The sequence below is a fragment of the Leptospira yasudae genome (assembly GCF_003545925.1).
GTDB classification, from domain to species: Bacteria; Spirochaetota; Leptospiria; order Leptospirales; family Leptospiraceae; genus Leptospira; species Leptospira yasudae.
In genome coordinates this window covers 97218-114459 of the sequence record NZ_QHCU01000005.1, presented here as the reverse complement: position 1 = coordinate 114459, position 17242 = coordinate 97218, and the positions used below count along the sequence as shown (strand labels likewise).

Here is a 17242-nt window from a genome sequence, read left to right as displayed (position 1 = left end):
TTCCTCACTTTTCTTCCGCGGCCGGTTGGTTGAGTTTCGGGATGAGAACTCCCTGCCCCACGGAGAAATTTACTCCTTCGATCGCATCCATTCGATCGGTCTGCAGTTTCAGCATTTCCACGACGCTGGAACGATAGGTTTCGAAAAAATCCGTAAATTCCAAAATCGTAATATAACGTTTTTCGTAACTGAGAATCATGTCCTTGGAAAGATCCGTGTATTCTCTGGTATACGTGTTTCTGAACTTCTTATAAAGTTCGTCCTTGAGTCTTGCGGTTTCGATCGAAACGGCGACGTCGTTTTCCACTTCCAACAACGTGTTTTTGAGTTCTTGTTTTCTGGAAAGAATGGCTTTTTCGGAAGCTTTGATGTTTCCCTGATTTCTATCGAAGATCGGAATGTTCAACTGAGCGGTGATCCCCCAATAGTTCTGGAACGCGGTTCCCCCTCTGTTGTACATCGGACCGAATGCGAGATCGGGAATCGCGTTCGCGTGCTGCAATTCCAAGTTCGCCTCTTCGAAACGAAGCGCCTGAATCGCTTTCTTCAGATCCGGTCTTTTGTTGCGGGCCACTTCCAAAAGTTCTTCCCTTCTGAGTTTGCCCGGTTCTAGGCTATCGAGTTGATTCTCCGCGATCATCGGAACGATTTTGATGTCCGTGCTTCGGAAGGAATCGTCGTTTAACAAAACTCGTAGGTCCGCTTCCTTTTCCAAAATTCGAATATTCAATTCTTCTCTTTCTTTTTTAAGAAAGAAATACAGGGCTTTCAGACGAAGCACTTCCGCCTGCAGAATCGCCCTTCTTTTATAACCCATTTCCGCGGAAGTGACGGTTCTTCCCAACGCTTCCAGACTTTGATCGTAAAAAGAGATCGCCTGTCTGTAGTAGTAGATCGCGTAGAACTGTCTTCTCAGTTTGCTGATAAGTTCGCGCGCGAGATCGTAGAATTCCTGTTCTCCCATTCTCGCGTTAAGTTCCGCCACGCGAACCCGTTTGCCGATTTTACCGCCGAGCAAAAACAGCTGCTGAATCTGAACGACGGTTTGTCCGGAACGGGTAAAGTCGAAATAACGCTGCGTAGGTTCCGCAAAAATACTCTGATCGATAAAGATGTTCGGGTTCGCATAGAGTCCCGCTTGTTCGATTCCTGCTTTACGGGCGTCGATGTTAAAGCGCGAAGCGAGCAAGAGTAAGTTGTTTCTCCAGAGTTTTTCCTCCGCAGTCTTTAAATCCAAGGTTCTTTCCTTGTCCGGTAAAACCTCGGGAAGTTCGCGTTGGATCGGATTTGAGGATTGGCCCGGCGATTCGGGAATACCCAATCCCGGTTCGGACCCGGTCGCTGAAGGCGCAGTGCCTTCGGACAGAATCGGAACCATCCATAAAAGAAGTAAGAACGTGAAAATCTTTCTCATAGGGTTTCCAGGTTTATTTGTTTACGTAGCGGTGTACGGTTCTCCGTGATCGTTTTCTTTGTCTTTCGCTTGGAATTGGTGCTAAGCACCAAAACGACAAAATACAGTCCTAGCTTTTTAGGTTAAAACCGGGCTTGGTTGAATTCGATTAAACGACGGGAGGCGGTAAGTTTAGAAGTAAAGAAGATAATAAATAGCTAAAGTGATTTTTAGGAGCGATGAACTTTCGAGAAACGTAATGAACTTCGCTCTTGGTAAGTTCGAAAGAACCCGAAAAAACGAGATCCAAGAAGTCATAACGTCCTCTCAGACAAATCGCGAGATCTCTCGCTTCGATTCCGGATTGAAACTCGGTGTGAGTTTTGTGATGAGACTGTGTGTGGATTTTTTTGGCAAGGGAAGAATGGATTTCTCCGCCCCGCACGTCCAGAAAGGCAAGGTCAAAGGTTCCATCTTCCTCGCACGGCAGTACGATAACCGCCGTTAAAAGCAGAATTAGAATCCGATGGATCCACTGGACCTTCATTTGAGTCCACGATTTAAAGGATAGACGTGGCTTACAAACGTTTTTCGGTATTCAATGCCTAAAAAAAGGGCACCAATTGATTCTTTTGGGGTCTAAACTACCTTACGGTGCAACGTGTTCTACACGAACTACCGTACCATTGCGCAACAAAACACGAATCTCTTGATCCGGTCTTGCACCCGGTTTAAACCGGCTGATCGGTCTCGTATAGATAAACGCCTCGATGCTGTTGGTACGGAACTGAACCTGGTCCGGATTTCCTAAGAATTCCTTCACAAAGATCCGATTTTGTCCCTGTAACGTGTCTTTGATCTCGGAACGAAGACGAAGATTCTTTTCAATTTCAGGATCAAGCGCCGGTTCCGCAGTTTGATTCTGTTCGGTTGCGTTTGCGGAAGAATCCGCCGTTTGACCGGAACCGAGAAGTTGTTTGAGAACGAGCTTCTCGCATTTTTCCTTATCGCCGAAGGTTTCCATACAATCCGCGTAGATCTGCTTTGCGGAACCTTTCGGCGGAGGCGTTGTCACACAGAAAGCGAACATTCCCGTCGCGAGAAGAAATGCTCCGGCTTTCCATGCGGCGTGGAAACAACGAAATTTCACCGTTTTCTTCTCCGGCTGGTCTTTCTTTCAGTGCCGCCGCCCGAGCTGGTCGTTACGGTTACCCCCGCTCCGTTGGAACGAACGGTTTTTCCTCCGGTAAGTTCTTCGAACCCTCCGGTAATTTCCTGACCGACTTTTTTATATTCCTTTCTTTCTTCCGGAGGTTTGGAGTTTTCCGAAACTTCCACGCGGAAGAGAAAGTTTACGACTTCGTTTTTGAGATTCTCGATCGCAACGTCGAACATTCTAAAACCTTGAAGTTTATATTCCACGAGAGGATTTCGTTCGCTGTAACCCACGGTCCAAATTCCTTCGCGGAGATGATCCATGGAATAGAGATGTTCCTTCCAACGGTGATCGAGAATATCCAGGAAAATATTTCTTTCCAAAAGTTTCCAAATATCCGGTCCGATCGACTGCGCTCTTCCTTCGTAACGCGCTTTTGCGGCCGCGTTCACTTTTTCGAACAACGCGAGTTGAGGATTTTTGGTCTTCTTAAAATCGTCTTCGCTGATCGCAACGTCCAGATCCAGACCGTCGAGCCATTCTTTCAAAGAATCGAGGTTCCAAGCGGAAGGATTGTTTCCGTCGCAGTGAGTTACGATTTGATTCTCCACCGCTTCTTCGATAAACGTAAGAAGCAAACCGGAGATGTCCTCGTTTTCGAGAACCTCGTTTCTCATTTTGTAGATCACGATTCTCTGACGGTTCATCACGTCGTCGTATTCGAGAAGGTGTTTCCGAATGTCGAAGTTATGACCTTCCACCCTCTTCTGCGCTCTTGCGATCGCGTTGCTCACCATCTTGCTTTCGATCTCTTGACCTTCGGGCATGTTCGCCCATTTCATCAGACCGGAAATCCGATCCGATCCGAAGATCCGCATGAGATCGTCCTGCAGAGAAAGATAAAAACGGCTGGAACCCGGATCACCTTGACGACCCGAACGACCGCGGAGCTGATTATCGATCCGTCTCGCTTCGTGTCTTTCGGTTCCGAGAATGTGAAGACCGCCCGCGGCCAAAACTTCCTCATGGTTCGCTTTCCAGATCTGAACCGATTGTAGAATTTCGGACGCACGTTTTTGTTTTGCGGAAGAATCCATCTTCTGCGCCAGGCCTTCGGCCTTGCTTAAATCCTGTTTGAGAACGGCTTCCTTGAATTGGCGCACGAGATCGTCGTCGTCCTTCCAAGATTCCAAACTTTCTTTATAAAGCTGCGCTCCGCCGAGAACGATGTCTGTTCCTCTTCCCGCCATGTTGGTCGCGATCGTAACGGCGCCCGGCTTTCCGGCGTTCGCAACGATCTCCGCTTCGCGTTCGTGAAACTTCGCGTTTAAGACGTTGTGCTGGATTCCAGCAGCGGCGAGCATCCTCGAAAGCACTTCCGACTTTTCGATGGAAATCGTTCCCACGAGAACCGGTTGTTTTTTCGCGCGGAGATCTCGGATCTCTGCGAGAATCGCGTCGAACTTTTCCTTTTCGGTTCTGTAAACGCGATCGGGAGAATCCTTTCTCTGCACGGTCACGTTAGGCGGAATCACGATAACGTCGAGGTTGTAGATCTTTCTGAATTCCTCCGCTTCCGTATCGGCCGTTCCCGTCATACCCGCGAGTTTGTCGTACATTCTAAAATAGTTCTGGAATGTGATCGAAGCGAGAGTCTGCGATTCTTTCGCGATGGTGACGTTTTCCTTCGCTTCGAGAGCTTGGTGAAGACCGTCCGAATAACGACGTCCCGCCATCAAACGACCGGTGAACTCGTCCACGATGATGACTTCTCCGCCTTGAACGACGTAGTCCACGTCCTTTTGAAAGATCTTGTGCGCCTTCAAAGCCTGGTGAACGTGATGTACGAGATCCACGTTTTCGGGAGCGTATAAGTTTTCGATCCCGAGAATCTCTTCCACGTGGGAAACTCCCTTCTCCGAAAGAAGCACGTTACGCGCCTTTTCGTCGACTTCGAAATCCTCTCCTTCGATTAGCTTAGGAATGATTTTGTTGATGCGAACGTATTTGTCCGTGGTTTCGTCCGAAGAACCGGAAATGATGAGAGGGGTTCTCGCTTCGTCGATCAGGATCGAGTCCACCTCGTCCACGATCGCAAAGAAATGGGATCTTTGAACCTTGTGATCCTTGTGAGAAACCATGTTGTCTCTCAGATAATCAAAACCGAATTCGTTGTTGGTTCCGTATGTTATGTCCGCGGAATAAGCGATCTTTCTTTGTTCGTGATCCATGTCGTGCTGAATCACGCCGACTGTAATACCGAGGAAGTCGTAGATCGGCTTCATCCAGTTCGCGTCCCGCTTTGCGAGATAGTCGTTCACGGTCACCACGTGAACGCCTTTACCCGCAAGTGCGTTGAGATAAACAGCGAGCGTGGAAGTTAAGGTCTTCCCTTCTCCCGTTTTCATCTCCGCAATGTTGCCTCCGTGAAGAGCGATCCCGCCCATCATCTGAACGTCGAAGTGTCTCATCCCCATCGTGCGCAGAGACGCTTCTCTTACCGTGGCAAAGGCTTCGGGAAGAATGGAGTCCAAGGATTCTCCCTTGGAAAGTCGTTCGCGAAAACGAACCGTTTGAGAGGAAAGTTCGGAGTCGTTCATCCCCTTCATTCTTTCTTCCAAAGAATTGATTTCCGAAACGATCGGGATGAGTTTTTTTAAATCTCTTTCGAATTTGCTTCCAAGAATAATTCGGAGAATGCTTTGAATCATATCAATTTTCCGTTTGAGTCGTATTTTAAAATGGCGTTGCCGATTCCGGTTTCACAGATCCAGAATCGCGTCGAAAATTTTGCGACCGGACGTTTCCATCTGAGACCTCAGATGTTCCGTTTCCGGTCCGGGCACCCAGCCCGCCGAGCGGATAAAATCCGCATGAACCCCTTGCCAAACCTTGAGCATAGGAGCCGTCACTTCCAAGTGACACTGAATCCCGAAGATCCGATCCTGATACGAGAACATCTGGTTCGAATACATCTCGCTCTTGAGAAGATGTTTCGCTCCCTGAGGGATCGAAAACACGTCCTCGTGCAGATGAAACGCGGGAAAGGAAGAAGTTCCGTTTAAAACGGAATGCGGTTCTTGGATTTGAACGTCGTAAAAACCGATCTCCGGTCCTTTCTCTCCGCGTTTGACTTCCCCGCCGAGCGCCTTGGAAATAATCTGCGATCCGAGACAGATTCCGATGACCTTTCGATTGGGCATCAATGCCGCATAACGCACCAGATTGAACCAAGGCTCGAAGAAGTGCGCGAGTTCCGGATCGGCGACGGATTGAGGACCGCCTAACAAAACGATCACGTCGAACACGAGATGCGCGTCCGGAAGGGGTTGAACCCTCGGGTCGTATGCGTTGTGATAGGTGACTCTATAATTTCTTTCTTTTAAAGAATCGAGAATGATCCCCGGACCCTCGCAGTCTTTGAAGCGTACGATTAAACTTCTCATGAAGATCCGGCCATCCTTTTGAAAAAGAGCAGTTTCTGATCGACGGAAAGTCTTTGAGGATTCGCCTCTTCGCTGATCGGCCCGATAAAGTTATAATAGAGAACGAATGGTTTCGTTTTAAACAGTAGCGTTTCCGGAGTTCCCGTGATGATGGAGCCGGTTCGGCTTACGCGAAAGGGTTTCTTCATCAAAAGAGTCGGGACTTGAATTCCGTATTTCTGGATTTCTTCCTTCACCAGAGGCACGGCCTTGGTTAAGAGTTCTTCTTCCGACATCGTTTCCGGTTCGTCGAAAAAGAGAGCCGGGTCCACCGCCATATAGAATTGGATCTTCGGATCCTTTTGCATTTCCTGATACAGATAATTCAGCGCGGGAATTTCTTTGATACAAGGCACGCAGTTCGGACCGTAGACGTTTAGGACCAAACGCGGAGCTGCGACTTCGGAAAGTCGGACGGTCTTTCCGTCCAGGGTAACTCCCTGAAAGTCCTGAACTCCGAGATTCGGTTGTTCCGACGGGGCGCAAAAGCTGGAAAAAAGACTAAAAAGTACAAAAAGGAAAATGCGGTTCATCAATGATACATAACTTCCGGTGAAACGAGAAAAAACAGGACGGAAAACGGGTTCCGAATTCATGGATAATACCAGAGGAAAGCTTTCCGTTGGTAAATTCAAGGACAAAAGTTGGAACCCCCGCCCCTGTGTGAGTTCCCACAAACTTTAAATTCAAAGCATCAAAAGTGAATTCCGGCCTGGGTCCAATGAGACATAATTCTCACCGTTTCCAAAGAATTTTTCTAGGCTCTCCAAAAAGAAGTTTCCTCGAAATCGCGCGGATAAGCGGTTGACATCCCTCTCTCCCCTAGTTTCATGGTATTTTGAAGCTTCTTTCCAATCTACCAGGGAATCCGAATGAACCAAAATCCTGAATTTGACATCGTAACTCTTATCGAATTAGCAAAACGCAACAAATATGAAAGAGCAGTTGCCGGATTCCATACGTTGGACCGGATCGAAAGACTCGAACTGCCCAAAAAAATCAAAAGCAGAAAATTAGCCGTTCAGGCGATGTTCGCACTCGCAAGCGAAGAAGTGCAATACCAATACTTCACCAGAGAAGAAAGAATTCAGCTGGATCAAGAAGCCAATCTCAGCAACGCATCCTACTCTAAATTCAACGGACTTTTCGAAGCTCCGCAAGCGCCGATCGCGGAAGAAGACACCGAAGAGGATTTCATTCCGGAAGAAGCGCCTCGTCCGATCCTCGACGGAGATGAAGACGAAGATTCTCTCGACAGCGACGACGATGAGGACGAAGAAGATGACGAGGATGAGGAAGACGAGGACGATGATGATGACGACCTCGAAGACGACGAGGATGAAGAAGAGGAAGAAGAATCCGAAAAGGAAGAGGACTAAGAGGTTCCTTCGCCTATCTACCGTCTCGTTTCCAATCCAAACGGCACCTTAAACTTAGAGGAAACCCGATCGGGTTTCCTTTTTCATTCCCGCTTCAACCCTACTTCCGAAGGAGAAAGAATCTCCGAACAAATTCCCATCCCTGCTTCCCAGCGCGAAACAGTTCTGATCTTCGGATTCGGTTTGGGCTATCACGTGGAATCCTTTCTCAAACGGGTTCCCGAACCGGTAAACGTTCTGATCCTGGAACCCGTCGTCGCATTAAAACCGATCGCAGAAAAATTCTCGGAACGGATTTCCAAGTCTTACGAAGCGGAAGGCCACAAGATTCGGATGATCTTCGGACTTGAGGAATTCTTATCCAAACCCTTGTCCTCTTGGCTTTTCGAAGGGGTGGACAAAGTGACCCCGTTCTTACACCCCGTTTATTCCCGTAAGTTTCAGGATTTGGCGCTGAGTTTTCTGGATTCTCTCAAACAAACCTCCCAAAGCCGGATTTCGCAAAACCAGGCCGCCAAGGATTACTTCCAAAAAATCTGGACCCGCAACTTTGTGCGGAATCTTTCGAGTATATTCAAGAATTCGAATTCTTCCTCGATCGTCGCGGGAGCAAAGAAGGATTTCTTTCGGGATAAGACTCTTTTGTTCACCGGAGCGAGCCCTTCCCTGGAAGACGAAACCAATTGGATCCGAGAACACCGAAATCGATTTCATCTTCTCGCGAGCGACACGTCCCTCGGCTGGCTTTTGGGTTCGGGGATTTTTCCGGACGCGGTGTTGAGCATCGATTCCTCGCGCGGAACCATATTCCATTTTCGGAATATTCTTCCTCCCGAAATTCCGATCCTGACCTGGCTCGGAGGTTCGTCGTATTTGTTCGATCTTCCCAATCCGAAATGGATTTATTTTTCCACCCATCCTCTCGACCAAATTCTCCGTTCTCTCTTTTTTGCGGAAGCGCCTCTGTTGGAAAACCCGTCCTTGAACATGGCGGGGATTGCAGTGTCGTTCGCCAAACAACTTTCTTACGGAAGAATTCTTCTGAAAGGAGTGGACTTTCAACGAAGCGGAGGAAGAACGCATTGCCGTTCCAGCGGATACGAAGCGTTCGACCGATTCTTTCTTTCTCGCAAAGTAGGTTTGTCTCGTCTTCGTTTTCAAAAAACGAAATCCTGGGAACGAAGATTCTCCATTTTGGAACTGCTAAAAAAAGAATCCCCGGAACTTTTTGAGTCCGATTTCGTGTCTGATTCTTCGGCACAGGAAAGCGGATCGATTGCGGACGGTTTGATTGCGGAGAACCCGAAAAAAATCGACTCGGATCAGTGGATTCGATTTTGCATCGCACAGCCGGATTTAGGCGGAAAGAACTATTTCTCGGCCCGGATTCTCAGCATTCCGCTCGTGTGAATCCCCGTTTTGCCGGAATAGTTATTCTCTCGAAATGGATATAACCTCTTGACATTTCCGCGGAAACCGACGCAATTCTCTTTCTGAAGAGACTTTCCGATTCGGGAACGGAGATTATGAATAAAGGTTATATCATTTGTGTCGATGATGAAGTATCGGTACTGGAAACGATCCAGCAGCAGCTTCGAAACGAATTCGGTGACAGCCACGAAATCGAAACCGCGAGCAGCGCGGAAGACGGTTTGGCTCTGATGGAGGAAATCCAAAACTCGGGGTATGTGATCGAAGTGGTGATCGCCGATCAGGTGATGCCCGGCATGAAAGGTTCCCAGTTTTTGGAAGAAGTCCACAAACGGCTTCCCGATTCGATCAAGATCATGCTCACCGGCCAAGCAGGTCTCGATTCCGCGATCCACGCGATCAACTACGGAGGTTTAAGCCGTTATGTGGAAAAACCTTGGAACATCGAAGAACTCACGGGAGACATTCGGTTTTTAATCGAAAAGTTCCGCCAAAATTTAGAGAACCAACACTTAATCAATGAACTCAACAGAAAAATCAAAGAGCTGGAAGAACAGAACCAAAAACTCCAGCACGAAACCTGAAACAACGATCCGTATCTTCGTGAAATACATTCTATTTTTTGCATATTCGATTCTTATTATCTGTGCGGGAACTGCGATCGTTTCCGCTCCTCAACAGACAAAACCCCAAAAACTCTCCGAAGAACAGCTCGTAAAGAAGAAGGAAATCCTTCTTCAGGTTTTGAAATTCGGTACCACGAAAGAAAGAGCCATGGCTCTTCGAGAACTCGAGGATTTTCCACCCGAACATTCCGGCGCCTTGATCGATCAGCTCGGTAAAATTCTGGATAAGGACCCGGATTGGATGATGAGGGTCTACGCGATTCGAACCGTCGCCGAACTGAAACTCACGCAATACGGGGAATCGATTCTCAAGCTGTTAAAAAGCGAACAAGCGGACGTTCAGCGCGAATCGATCTACGCTACTAAAAAATTGAAACTCGAAAAGGCCGCACCGATTCTTTTTGAAATCCTGAAAACCCAAGACTTTACCAAAAATTCCAATCTTACCGTGGGACTTTTGGACGCTCTCGGAGAATTTCCTCCGCAAGACGACGCTTCTTCCTTTTTGCTCGCGCGTTTGGGCGAAAGTTTTAACGATCCGGAAATCCGCGCGCAGATCGCCCTCTTCTTCGGAAAGAGCAAGGATAAAAAGGCGGAAGGTCAGCTTCTCGAGATCTATAAGGATTCGAAAGAACCGATCACTCTGCGAAGCTTTTCCGTAAGTTCATTAGGAAAGATGAAATCGATTTCCTCCATGCCTACCATCAAGGAAGAATTGGAAAAAATTCGAAACCTGAAGAGCAAGAACGAAGTCAAGGACTTTCAACCGCTGAAGATCCATTCCGTCACGGCTCTCGTCTCCATGGGCGACAAGGATATATTAGAAGAATTGTATGCGTATGCGAGAGACGACGATCCGGTCGTTCGACTCAGAGCGATCAAACATCTAACGGACACGGGAGACATGTCCGTTCTGGAAATTTTAGAATACAAGGCGCAAAGAGATCCGAGCGAAAAGGTCAAAAAAGCCGCCAAAGCCGCGATCGAAAAATTGAAAAAAGGAGAATCCGGCGGCGACGTTGATATCAAAGAATCCGATTCTCCGAAGTTCAAACCGGGAAACAAGGAAAGACCGATTCGTTCGGGAGATTCTTCCCCGTTACCCGGAACCTCGAACTCCTCTCCTGAAAGCGGAACCTCTCCTTCTTCCGGAGGCGGAGGCGGAAACGCACCTTCTTCGGGATCGAGCGGAGGCAAATCCGAATCCGAAGATTTAGAGGACTAACCTTGTCTTCCCTTCTTAGCGGAACAAAGACTCTTTGGTTTTTTTTGTTCTGCCTTTGGATCTGGTTCGATCCGATCGCCGCGCAGGAAGTTCATCGTGCGGCCGCCACGTATCGAGCCTCGATCCCCTACTCCGAACCCCGTGTCGCGGACATTAAGGAATCCTTATCTTCTTCCTCGCCCGAGTTTCCCGAAACGTTCAAGCTTTTCTTTCAGGAACTCAAAGGAAATTACGCCGTCTTTTATGATTGGAACGGTGAAACGGTATATTACAAATATCGAATCAATAAATTCGACAAATCGAGATTGCGACAAGTTCGTAAACTCGCGGAAGGAGCCGCCTACGAAGTGCGCGGCAAATGGGAGGGATTGATCGTATTCCAAGTTTCGACGATTCCACTTTTCAAAAAAGCGAATGCGGTCAGCTTAGAGGAAAAAAAGGATCGGTTCTCGATTCCCGTTTACGATCTTGTGGAATTCAGGGAACTCGCTCTGGATGAAATCATTTATTGAAAGACTTCTGAAGTTCAGGTCTCATGCGAAGAATTCATTCGTTGTGTGGATTCTTCTTTTATTATTCTCCGCCTTGTCGCATCGAGAATTGAGTGCGCTCGATCCGTTGGATCCGAATCTTTCGTATCTCAAGGAATCGACTCCGTTCGTTGCGGATCTCGTCAAGATCCGCTTTCCGGAAAAGTGCGAAGTCAGACGGTTGGGAACGCAGAATCACTGGAAAATAATCCCGAGACAGGGAAGAGCTTGGATGATGATTCTCCGCGAATGGGAAGGAACGGTTTCCAAGGAAGAAGCGCTTTCCGCTTTACTGAAAGAATTATTTCCCGAATCGAAGGATATTCCCGTTCCCGATTTACGCGGAATCAAAATCGTCGCGGGTGAAAGAAAAGAAATCGTATCGGGCAACCCTCTCACGGTTCGTTATTATCTCTTGGAACAAAAAGGAAAAATCGTTTCCATCTATCTCGGATTCGATTCCGACAATCAAACGATTTCGGATTACTTCCAAACTCCGAAAAACTTTCTCCGCACTCTCTCGGATTCTTTTTGATCCCTTCCTAGAAATTCACATGAAGAACGGGACTTCCCGGAAAAACCGGAAACACTCCGGGCCTATCGCTTCAGTTGGTTAGAGCGGCAGACTCATAATCTGCGGGTCGAAGGTTCAGAAAAACTCAGCGGATGCCTCTCTATGGATCGGCATCCATCTTCTGGGCCCAAGCGAGTGAAACTTCCATCCACTTAAATCTAATTTACAAATCCAAATCTTTGAATTCACTTTTCTGTAGAAATTCACTTGAAGAATGAGACTTCTTAGAAAAACTGGAGACTCTCAGGGCCTATAGCTCAGTTGGTTAGAGCGGCAGACTCATAATCTGCGGGTCGAAGGTTCAGAAAAACTCAGCGGATGCCTCTCTATGGATCGGCATCCATCTTCTGGGTCCAAGCGAGTGAAACTTCCATTTACCTAAATCTAATTTACAAATCCAAATCGTTGAATTCACTTTTCTGTAGAAATTCACTTGAAGAATGAGACTTCTTAGAAAAACTGGAGACTCTCAGGGCCTATAGCTCAGTTGGTTAGAGCGGCAGACTCATAATCTGCGGGTCGAAGGTTCAAGTCCTTCTGGGCCCAAACGAGTAAAACTTTCCTTAAAACAAAATCCAATCCGCAACTAGAACAAAGTCACCCAGTTGAACTTGAAGATTTCTTGCGAGAGTATTTTGAGCTTTTGTTGCGACCCATAGGGAGCGTAACAAACGCGAAGCGAATCCAGGATGGATGAGCCCGCAAGAAAGACGCCGTGATAGATTCTGACCCGTCGGGAAGAATCTGCTGAGTTTCTGTCTCGCAAGGATGCGAGACTGCGTAACGGCAAGTCCTTCACTTTACTTTACTTTGATACAAGCTACCCGTTTATTAGGCTCAACAAATCTGTAATTAACCAATCTCGAAAAATAGCAATCGCAGATTGACCGATAGAAACGAATCTTTTATTCAATCAAATTTTTTCTACAGGTTGTGGACGATTATTTCGCAAATAAAAGAAAGGAATGTGGGAGTCCCCACAAAATATTAAAGTAGGAACTCCTACAAAGTATAAACTCACAAGGTGGTAGGGATCAAAGCGGAAATACTTCAATGCAACATTTATAACATGAATTTCAAAATTACGGAATTATTTTACGTTGCTTTACAGATTGGAGCGAAGAGCCCTATCCGCAGAGGCGGAACCGCCCAATTTCGCGATCCATAGAAAGGAATTTATGAGTTTAGGGTTATTCCGCAAGTTTTAGGACACGTTGTAAATAACTCGTCAGATTATCCAGCGGTCGGACTTTCCGATCATTTTATATATTCTAGTTTCATGGAATCAAAATTACTCAACTCTCACTTTCTCAAAGAAGTCGATAAATATAAATACGATCTTAAAAAAATCGAAAAGTATTTGAAAGAGGGTGCTGACGTTGGATGCACAACCGGAGAATTCGGAGGTCGATCCGATTGGGACAACACTGCGCTTCACATCGCGGTTAAAAAAGAGAAGTTGGAAATCATTCATCTACTTTTAGAACACGGAGCCGATATCAACGCAAAAAATAGAGAAGGATACACACCTATCTATAAGATTCCTTGGAAACGAAAAGAAGGACTTGTTCTATTCCAATTTTTGCAGGTGCGAGGAGCAGATCTACACACAAAAACCAATTCAAAAATCTCCCTAGTTCATTACTCGGCTCTTCAAGATCACGTTCCTATTCTCAAGCTCCTACTGGAAAACGGATTAGATCCAAACCAACAAACCGATCAAGGCGAAACTCCTTTGCATTGGACCATAAACGACCACTGCTTTCAAAGCGCTCAATTTCTATTGAATTGTGGAGTCGCAATCAACACACAAAATCAGGATGGACGAACCGTTCTCCACGAAGCTGCGCTTAGAGAATATGATAAACTCATAAAGTTATTTTTAGAATTCGGTGCAGATCCCAAACTTAAAGATAATAAAGACAATCAAGCTCGAGATCTCGCCAAAAAAGAAAAAACGATTCGGTTGCTTGATGGAAACATTTCCAATACGGAAGATCCAAAACTCAATTACATGATTGAAAAGTTTTTAGCCGAGCAAAAGGAATCATTCAACTCAATTCGGATCGAAATTCGGAAAAATCTTCAAAAAGAATTTTCCCAGATCAATCGAAAAAATCTAATCCAATCCGTGACCAAACCTCTCTCCGACTTAAAATCGAAATGGGAACGTTTGTATCCGGACGCATTAGTGATCGTTTTTGAATGGGCCGGAAACGCACAGATACCCTTTTCCGCTTATGCGCTTCCGAGAGGATATACTCAGTTTGAAGTAACTCCGGATTCGATCGTTTTTAGAAGAGAGATCGACAACCAGGATTCAGATCAATCTTTCGAAGATGAGGACATGGATGATTATCAGGACGAAGAGAATCCTTTCGGGGATCCTGTTTTTGAGGAGTACGAAACCGGAATCGACTTTTCTGACGCATTCGAAGGAATCGAGGAAATTTTAAATTTAACAGATCGCAATGAATATTGGATCGTCAAAAATCTTTATAACTCTTTTTTAGCGTTTCTTTTAAAGGAAACATTCTCTCAGATTTTTGAACCGGATTCCTTTTGGTTTCTATTCGGCGTTGAACACGACCAAAAACCGTTTCTATTATTTCAGTCTGATTGATACAAAACGGTCAAATCTTCGATTACAAAGTGTGGGCGGTCATAGTCCTGACCGAGCAAGAAACGATATTTTCGCATCTATTTTACATTGTGCTTGAATAGATTATACATCAACGAAGCAACCAATTCATGAACTCTAAGATGAAATCCAAATACAAACTTGGCACCGTTATCGCTCAAAGAGAAATTCGGATTCAGTTCGAAAGCGGGAAATACGAAATCACGATCAAGATCGGCAAACCGATGAGGCATTCGGAACCCGATTTGGATTGGTATTGTCCCTTTCAAATTCTCGGAATCGATCCGGAATCTATCTCTTCCAAGATCTTTACAAGTATCGGTTTCGATGGAGTCGATGCAATCCGGCAAGCGTTCGTATTAGCAGGCGTATTTTTAAGTTCCTATCTTCGAAAGAAACACCCGCAACTCAAACGTTTGCGTCCTAGGGATTTCGATCTTCCTCAAGTAACATCCGGTAGACGGATTCGATGGGAAGAATTCGTGAAACGATTTCGAAAGAAAAATTTCACCATCGAATGGAAATCCGGTTCTTTCGAATCGGAATCTTGGATCGGAGATTCGTCGTTTTAAATACCGAATCCTCACCATTCAAAAATTTGATTTCGTTTAACAATCCGCGCGTGAGCGGTTCGGAAAGCGCGCAGCGTCGTCGAAGACGACGAGCGCGTATGCGCGAGCTTGGAGAGACGCGACCATACAACATGCGATCACTTCGAAATTTTCTGATAGGAACGAATCCATGTTGTATGGGCACGCCCTAACGTTTTTCAAGCGTGATCGATAAAAACGATTCGAACCTTCGACGTAAATTGCAAACGACTCTCAAATATTTGAATCATTTTCGCAGAATATTCGGCTTAAAAAAGGTTCAAAACTGCTTAAATCCAGGTTGGCAGAGGAGATTTTCCCAGCAATTCTGGCATCAGTATGGCTGAACTCCTGGAAAAAAAACCGGCGACCCGCAAACGGCGGGGAAAAAGCGGACTTAACGTAGCGGCTGACGACATCTTCATTTTTCCGATCCCGGACTACACGTATAAGTTTTTGGAAAAAGTATGGTCTTCGTTCGTGAACAAGATCGTCGCTCTGACGTTTACGAACAACCAGCCCATGTTCAACTATGCGGTCTTCGAAGCGATCCAAGACAAGAACCTCAAAATCGTTACCTCCTCCACTCACTTTAAAATGAAAGAGGTCGCGACCCGGATCGGACTCAAAGATATTCAAGAATTTATTAACCGAACTCTTCCGGTTTCCATCCAAGACGCGGACAATCTTTCCGCAAACTTCATCCGCGAAGCGATCATCTCCGTCGAAACCAAAAAACGTCCCGAGGTTGTTTTCAGCAGTCTCAAGGACGAAAAGATTCACCCGAACTTAAGACATCTTCTTTCCGGAACGATGAACTACGCGGCCGGAATTCCTCTCTTCGTAAAAGGAAATCCGATCGGTATGATCTGGGGAATCCGCAGAGACAGAATGACCGACGAACAACGGGAAGAAGTCCGCGAACAGCTGAGTTCCTTTTACGACGTAGTCGACTTCGTCATCGCGCGCGAGATGGACAACAAAGCCGATCCGTACATCGCAAGAAAGAATATCGAAAAAGCGGATCTTCATTCCTACGCGAAACATCTTTATTATACGAGAACCGGGGGCCAACAACACCCGGTCACTTCGATCATCTTCGACTGTCACACCTATAACTGTTCGTATCGTCTGGATGCGAGCTACATCATTCCGTCTAACAACGGTTTTTCGGTCAGCTTAAAACGTTTCGAACCGGAAAAGACGAACGACACGGGCAAGATCCTTCTTTTGATCCCGGGTTTTTTCTGTAGAAGATCGGTGATGGACAAGGTCGCGCGGGAAATGGCTCTCAAATACGGCTATCGAGTATTCTCCATGGATATGCGGGGCCGTTCGAGACAAACCCTTCCTTACAACGGAATCAAGGAAGGTTGGACCATCGACGATTTTATCCAAGAGGATTTTCCGGCCGTTCTCAATTGGATTCGCGAAAGTTTTCCGAAAGAAAAGATCGTGGTCATGGGACACAGCATGGGGGGAATGATTCCCCGCTATTACACCGCCGCCTACGAAACCTTCGTCGCAAAGTATCCGCAGAGCAAGGTTCCTCTTCCCGATCCGAAAGATGCGATTTCCGGAATCATCTCCGTAACTTCTCCGAACTTCGTTTCCGTGGGAACGAACATTCCGGGGATGAACGCGATCAAAACGGGACTCAGCCTTTTACCCGCAAAGTCGATCAGCGATTTTATCTTCGACCTTACGACCTTCTCCCTTCAATCCACTCTTCCGACCGTGGACCTCAATAAATTCTTTAAGTTCTTATTGGGTCTTCATTCCTCTCTGAGAACCGTTTCTTTCGAACTCAGCACGAAGGTGGTGAACCTGAGAGACTTCGTAGGTTACAGACAGATTTCTCCGCCGGAATGGTATTTCCTAATCGAGGATATTTTCTGCGAAGAATCGACGAAGGTGATTCTTCAGTTCATCCGTTCTCAACTGAGCAAGGACCACGCGTTTTTTTCCTTCGACGGTTCGATCAATTACACCGAGCTTCAGAGAAACTTTCAGCTTCCGATCTACTCCGTTTTGGGAACCTTGGACAAGATCGTTCCAGTCGATTCGGTGGAAGAAGAATTGAGAGCGCTCCCGTCTCCGAACAATCAAATCGTAAAATTCGATCAGGGACATTTGGGAATTTTATTTCACATGCCTACGGTCCGGGAAATGTGCGCCGGTTTTCACGACTGGATTCAGAAACTGGATTGAT

The 17242-nt window shown here is 46.4% G+C and carries 14 protein-coding genes, 3 tRNA genes and 1 pseudogene; 12 read left to right on the top strand and 6 right to left on the bottom strand.

Annotation, left to right across the window (positions count from 1 at the left end; all coding sequences use genetic code 11):
- Positions 1-4: 4 nt before the first annotated feature.
- From DLM76_RS14750 to DLM76_RS14725, 6 genes are all read right to left on the bottom strand, one after another.
- Positions 5-1414 (bottom strand): TolC family protein, encoded by a 1410-nt coding sequence (locus tag DLM76_RS14750; protein ID WP_118956766.1) that lies wholly within the window; start codon positions 1412-1414, stop codon positions 5-7.
- A gap of 148 nt (positions 1415-1562) precedes the next feature.
- Positions 1563-1940 carry a hypothetical protein gene (locus tag DLM76_RS14745; RefSeq protein ID WP_118965683.1) on the bottom strand — a complete coding sequence of 126 codons (378 nt, stop codon included), beginning with the start codon at positions 1938-1940 and terminating at the stop codon, positions 1563-1565.
- 102 nt (positions 1941-2042) lie between these two features.
- A complete protein-coding gene (locus DLM76_RS14740; RefSeq protein WP_118956890.1) occupies positions 2043-2483 on the bottom strand; it encodes a hypothetical protein in 441 nt (146 codons plus the stop codon).
- 56 nt (positions 2484-2539) lie between these two features.
- Complete coding sequence (gene secA / locus DLM76_RS14735) at positions 2540-5260, bottom strand: preprotein translocase subunit SecA (protein ID WP_118956768.1); 2721 nt, start codon at positions 5258-5260, stop codon at positions 2540-2542.
- Between the two features lie 51 nt (positions 5261-5311).
- The gene (locus tag DLM76_RS14730) at positions 5312-5995 is read right to left on the bottom strand and encodes a type 1 glutamine amidotransferase (protein ID WP_118965682.1); all 684 of its coding nucleotides are present in this window, start codon (positions 5993-5995) and stop codon (positions 5312-5314) included.
- Positions 5992-6630 carry a TlpA family protein disulfide reductase gene (locus DLM76_RS14725; protein WP_118965681.1) on the bottom strand — a complete coding sequence of 213 codons (639 nt, stop codon included), beginning with the start codon at positions 6628-6630 and terminating at the stop codon, positions 5992-5994. Before DLM76_RS14725 ends, DLM76_RS14730 begins: the two co-directional genes overlap by 4 nt.
- Positions 6631-6838: 208 nt before the next feature.
- Between DLM76_RS14725 and DLM76_RS14720 the strand changes: the two are divergent.
- From DLM76_RS14720 to DLM76_RS14675, 12 genes and pseudogenes are all read left to right on the top strand, one after another.
- Positions 6839-7413 (top strand): annotated as a pseudogene (locus DLM76_RS14720) (DNA primase).
- A 165-nt stretch (positions 7414-7578) separates the two neighbouring features.
- Positions 7579-8823: a 6-hydroxymethylpterin diphosphokinase MptE-like protein gene (locus DLM76_RS14715; RefSeq protein WP_167450783.1), complete on the top strand. Its 1245-nt coding sequence runs from the start codon at positions 7579-7581 to the stop codon at positions 8821-8823.
- A 116-nt stretch (positions 8824-8939) separates the two neighbouring features.
- Positions 8940-9428 (top strand): response regulator, encoded by a 489-nt coding sequence (locus DLM76_RS14710; RefSeq protein WP_118956773.1) that lies wholly within the window; start codon positions 8940-8942, stop codon positions 9426-9428.
- Positions 9364-10695 (top strand): HEAT repeat domain-containing protein, encoded by a 1332-nt coding sequence (locus tag DLM76_RS14705; protein WP_118965678.1) that lies wholly within the window; start codon positions 9364-9366, stop codon positions 10693-10695. The genes DLM76_RS14710 and DLM76_RS14705 overlap by 65 nt, the downstream gene beginning before the upstream one ends.
- Positions 10696-10739: 44 nt before the next feature.
- Positions 10740-11207, top strand: coding sequence for an LIC_11959 family protein (locus tag DLM76_RS14700; protein WP_241548267.1), 468 nt, complete (start codon positions 10740-10742; stop codon positions 11205-11207).
- Positions 11191-11760, top strand: coding sequence for an acyltransferase (locus DLM76_RS14695; protein WP_118965676.1), 570 nt, complete (start codon positions 11191-11193; stop codon positions 11758-11760). Before DLM76_RS14700 ends, DLM76_RS14695 begins: the two co-directional genes overlap by 17 nt.
- A 58-nt stretch (positions 11761-11818) precedes the next feature.
- Positions 11819-11929, top strand: a tRNA-Met gene (locus DLM76_RS21590).
- 116 nt (positions 11930-12045) lie between these two features.
- Positions 12046-12155, top strand: a tRNA-Met gene (locus DLM76_RS21585).
- A 116-nt stretch (positions 12156-12271) separates the two neighbouring features.
- A tRNA-Ile gene (locus DLM76_RS14690) sits at positions 12272-12345 on the top strand.
- 733 nt (positions 12346-13078) lie between these two features.
- A complete protein-coding gene (locus DLM76_RS14685) occupies positions 13079-14422 on the top strand; it encodes an ankyrin repeat domain-containing protein (RefSeq protein WP_118965675.1) in 1344 nt (447 codons plus the stop codon).
- A gap of 128 nt (positions 14423-14550) precedes the next feature.
- Positions 14551-15012 carry a DUF6968 family protein gene (locus tag DLM76_RS14680; RefSeq protein WP_241548260.1) on the top strand — a complete coding sequence of 154 codons (462 nt, stop codon included), beginning with the start codon at positions 14551-14553 and terminating at the stop codon, positions 15010-15012.
- Between the two features lie 357 nt (positions 15013-15369).
- On the top strand, positions 15370-17241 hold the full coding sequence (locus tag DLM76_RS14675) for an alpha/beta hydrolase (protein ID WP_118956778.1): 1872 nt from the start codon (positions 15370-15372) through the stop codon (positions 17239-17241).
- Position 17242: the final 1 nt, after the last annotated feature.

What these genes read in the sequence shown, in the direction of transcription:
- DLM76_RS14705 (WP_118965678.1), top strand. Translation starts at nt 9,364, where the DNA reads ATGAACTCAACAGAAAAATCAAAGAGCTGGAAGAACAGAACCAAAAAC.
- DLM76_RS14710 (WP_118956773.1), top strand. Translation starts at nt 8,940, where the DNA reads ATGAATAAAGGTTATATCATTTGTGTCGATGATGAAGTATCGGTACTG.
- DLM76_RS14675 (WP_118956778.1), top strand. Translation starts at nt 15,370, where the DNA reads ATGGCTGAACTCCTGGAAAAAAAACCGGCGACCCGCAAACGGCGGGGA.
- DLM76_RS14725 (WP_118965681.1), bottom strand. Translation starts at nt 6,630, where the DNA reads ATGAATTCGGAACCCGTTTTCCGTCCTGTTTTTTCTCGTTTCACCGGA.
- DLM76_RS14745 (WP_118965683.1), bottom strand. Translation starts at nt 1,940, where the DNA reads ATGAAGGTCCAGTGGATCCATCGGATTCTAATTCTGCTTTTAACGGCG.
- DLM76_RS14730 (WP_118965682.1), bottom strand. Translation starts at nt 5,995, where the DNA reads ATGAGAAGTTTAATCGTACGCTTCAAAGACTGCGAGGGTCCGGGGATC.
- secA (WP_118956768.1), bottom strand. Translation starts at nt 5,260, where the DNA reads ATGATTCAAAGCATTCTCCGAATTATTCTTGGAAGCAAATTCGAAAGA.
- DLM76_RS14680 (WP_241548260.1), top strand. Translation starts at nt 14,551, where the DNA reads ATGAACTCTAAGATGAAATCCAAATACAAACTTGGCACCGTTATCGCT.
- DLM76_RS14750 (WP_118956766.1), bottom strand. Translation starts at nt 1,414, where the DNA reads ATGAGAAAGATTTTCACGTTCTTACTTCTTTTATGGATGGTTCCGATT.
- DLM76_RS14685 (WP_118965675.1), top strand. Translation starts at nt 13,079, where the DNA reads ATGGAATCAAAATTACTCAACTCTCACTTTCTCAAAGAAGTCGATAAA.
- DLM76_RS14740 (WP_118956890.1), bottom strand. Translation starts at nt 2,483, where the DNA reads ATGTTCGCTTTCTGTGTGACAACGCCTCCGCCGAAAGGTTCCGCAAAG.
- DLM76_RS14695 (WP_118965676.1), top strand. Translation starts at nt 11,191, where the DNA reads ATGAAATCATTTATTGAAAGACTTCTGAAGTTCAGGTCTCATGCGAAG.